Raw genomic sequence first — 2,693 nt, forward strand, 5'->3', positions numbered from 1 at the left:
CGCGACGGTCTGGCTGCGGCCGGCCTGACGGCCGCCGCCCGCGCGTCCGCGCACCTGATCCGCACGCCCGGGGGCCCGCACGAGGATGCGGGCCCCCGGGGCGTCCGGTGCGTCCCCTGGGCGCGGTTCGCCGCCGCAGGTCACGGGTGGGAAGGGGCCCGGCCGGGGCCGCGGAGCTCTTGGTCCACGCCCGGGTCGTGCGTCCTTCCGGCAGCGCTCGGACGCGTGGCGGCTTCGCCGCGGGTCTACTTGACCTTGTACGAACAGGGCTTGGTCGAGGGACCGCTCTCGTGCTCGACGACGGTCTTGCCGTCGACGACGATCGAGCAGCCCGCCGCGACCAGCATGCCGTCGGCCGCGGTCATGGTGCCGGGCGTGACGAGGACCAGCCTTCCGACCTTGCTCTCCGCACCCCGGGGGGCGAGGGTGGCCGTCTTCGACCACGGCAGGTCGACCTCCTCGAAGTCCGAGTCGTCGAGGGTGTACATCACCTTGCTCCTGCCGGTCCCCTCCACCTTGATCGTCACCTCGTGCGAGGGGCCCTCCTCCACGGTGTCCCCGCCGGTCTCCTTCGGCTTCCCGGACTCCTGGGCGGCTGAGCCGCTCGCCTCGGCGTCGTCGGCGGTCTTCTCCTCGGCGCCACCGCAGCCGGTCAGCAGAGCAGCCGTCAGCAGGAAGGCTGTCGCGGTGAGTGTCCTGCGCATGGCATCCCCCATGATCGTTCCCCCGGTACGTTCGGCGTGCCCGGGTCCGGGAAAAGCCTAAGGGGCACCGGCAGACCTCCCTCCGCCTGCGGCCCTTCCGCCCCGGCTCACGCCGCCGGGGCGGAAGGCCCTCCACCGGCAGCCACGGCGTCCTCGGCGACGGCGTGGTGAGGGCCGGTTCCGGTACGCCGCCGGGAGGGCTCCAGCACCGTGGGGATCGGGAAACAGTCGGCCGTACACCTCCCGTCCGGCTGACCCGACCCGCGTACGAGACCGGCACGCCGGGGCGGCGGCCGGGTGGGACGGGCTTCGAGGCAGGGCCCGGCACACCCTCTACCAGGCCTGTCCGACGAACGTCAGAGCGGGTTGAGGCGTGCCTTGAGCAGGCAGAACTCGTTGCCTTCGGGGTCGGTCAGGACATGCCACTGCTCCTGCCCCGTCTGGCCGATGTCGGCCGGACGCGCACCGAGGGCCAGAAGGCGTGCGAGCTCGGCGTCCTGATCGCGGTCGGTGGCGTTGACGTCGATGTGCAGCCGGGACTTCCCCGGCTCCGGCTCGTCCCGGCGACTGAGGATGATCGTCGGCTGCGGACCGCCGAACCCCTCGCGCGGCCCGATCTCCAGCGTGCCGTCGTCCTCGCGGTCGAGCACGACGTAGTCCAGGACCTCGCACCAGAACCGCGCCAGCAACTCGGGGTCGCGGCACCCGAGTACGAGCTCGCTGATACGACACGCCATGACGCAACCTGCTCTCAGCCGGGGGCCCGCCGGGGAGGCACGCGGCCCCGTGTGCCCCCGCGGTGAAGACGACCCGGCGATCGTACCGGCGGGGCGAGGAGGTGCGAAACGATTTCGGGCCGCCCCGTACGGGCAGCCGCACCAGCACGCGCTCCCGGCGACCGCAACGGCGGAGGCATGGACGCGGTCAGCACCTTCGATGCCACCAGGCCGTCTCCGGGTCTGCCATCGGCTCGTGATGCGTGCGCTCCAGGAGCACCCCGTCCAGGCGCTCCACCCGCATCCGGAGTTCACCGGCGGCCCTCGGCGGCAGCATGTACAGAGCATCCCGCAGGGTGTCCCGGGCCCACCCCTCACCGCAGCACGCGCACGTGAACTCGGCCTCCCCCTGCCTCCATCGGCGCTCGGTGCCGTGGACGCGCACGGACCACACGCTCAACGCCACCGCCACGATGCCCGGAGACAATCGCTCCCGTTCGAGCACACGGACGGCGGCGTTCGCCGCTCCGGACAGACCCGGGACATCGCGGTACCGCACCCACGGACTTCGCCAACCGCGTTTCCGCGGCCGGAGGGAAGACGGTGTCCTACGCGGCACGGCCCCTCGCAAGCACGTCACGGATGGCGGCCTTCCCCAGCCCGGGAACGCCGGGAAGATCCTAGTGCCGTGGGCCGGGGCAACCGGCTTCGGGAGAGACCCCGCCACCGCGCTCCGGATCGGTTCCCGTCACCTCGAACGCCTCGTCGGCCGCCCCGCACCCGGCACCTCCACGGGCCACCGCGCGAACGGTGAACCGTTCCCCCGGCAACAGGGCGAGGAGCGCCAGGTGGGAGCGGAGCGGCTTGCGGACGGGCCCGGTCACCGGCCCGCCTCCCGGGGTGGCGTCCTCGATGTCGAGGCACTCCACCGCCCCGTCCACCAGCACCGTGTAGAAGCGGAGCGGCTCGTACCCCTCGTCGCCCTGGGGCCGCCCGGTGAACAGGCAGGTCTCGGAGTCGAGGGACGGCACGGCGGTCCTGCCTCCCAAGGCGGCCGCGACGCTCTGCGGGCAGGTCGGGTCCATGCCCATGGCGCCGCCCGAGAGGTGGTCCGGCATCTCCCAGGCCCCCTCGTCGTCGCGGCCGCAGGAGTAGAGCTCCTCGCCGACGAACCCGTCCTTGCGCCGGTGGATGAGCAGGACGAAGCCGAGGCCGCCCCGTACGCAGGTGTCGGCGACGACGACCGTCGTGGCGCCCTCGAGGCGGGGGGGCG

At 73.2% G+C, this 2,693-nt stretch carries 4 protein-coding genes; all 4 read right to left on the reverse strand.

Features of this window, described 5'->3' with window-relative positions:
* Positions 1–245: 245 nt before the first annotated feature.
* Entirely contained in the window at positions 246–704 is a 459-nt protein-coding gene (locus IH13_RS0131580) for a hypothetical protein (protein WP_031089744.1), read from the reverse strand.
* A 356-nt stretch (positions 705–1,060) separates the two neighbouring features.
* On the reverse strand, positions 1,061–1,441 hold the full coding sequence (locus tag IH13_RS0131585) for a VOC family protein (protein WP_031089745.1): 381 nt from the start codon (positions 1,439–1,441) through the stop codon (positions 1,061–1,063).
* 187 nt (positions 1,442–1,628) lie between these two features.
* Positions 1,629–1,979 (reverse strand): hypothetical protein, encoded by a 351-nt coding sequence (locus IH13_RS0131590; protein ID WP_158791438.1) that lies wholly within the window; start codon positions 1,977–1,979, stop codon positions 1,629–1,631.
* 121 nt (positions 1,980–2,100) lie between these two features.
* On the reverse strand, positions 2,101–2,693 hold a 593-nt coding region (locus tag IH13_RS0131595), incomplete at its 5' end, for a hypothetical protein (RefSeq protein ID WP_051835998.1).

Source organism: Streptomyces sp. NRRL WC-3549, from assembly GCF_000721935.1.
Lineage (GTDB): Bacteria > Actinomycetota > Actinomycetes > Streptomycetales > Streptomycetaceae > Streptomyces.

Excerpts from the sequence above, each read along its gene's own strand:
- IH13_RS0131580 (WP_031089744.1), bottom strand. The coding sequence starts at position 704 with ATGCGCAGGACACTCACCGCGACAGCCTTCCTGCTGACGGCTGCTCTG.
- IH13_RS0131585 (WP_031089745.1), bottom strand. The coding sequence starts at position 1,441 with ATGGCGTGTCGTATCAGCGAGCTCGTACTCGGGTGCCGCGACCCCGAG.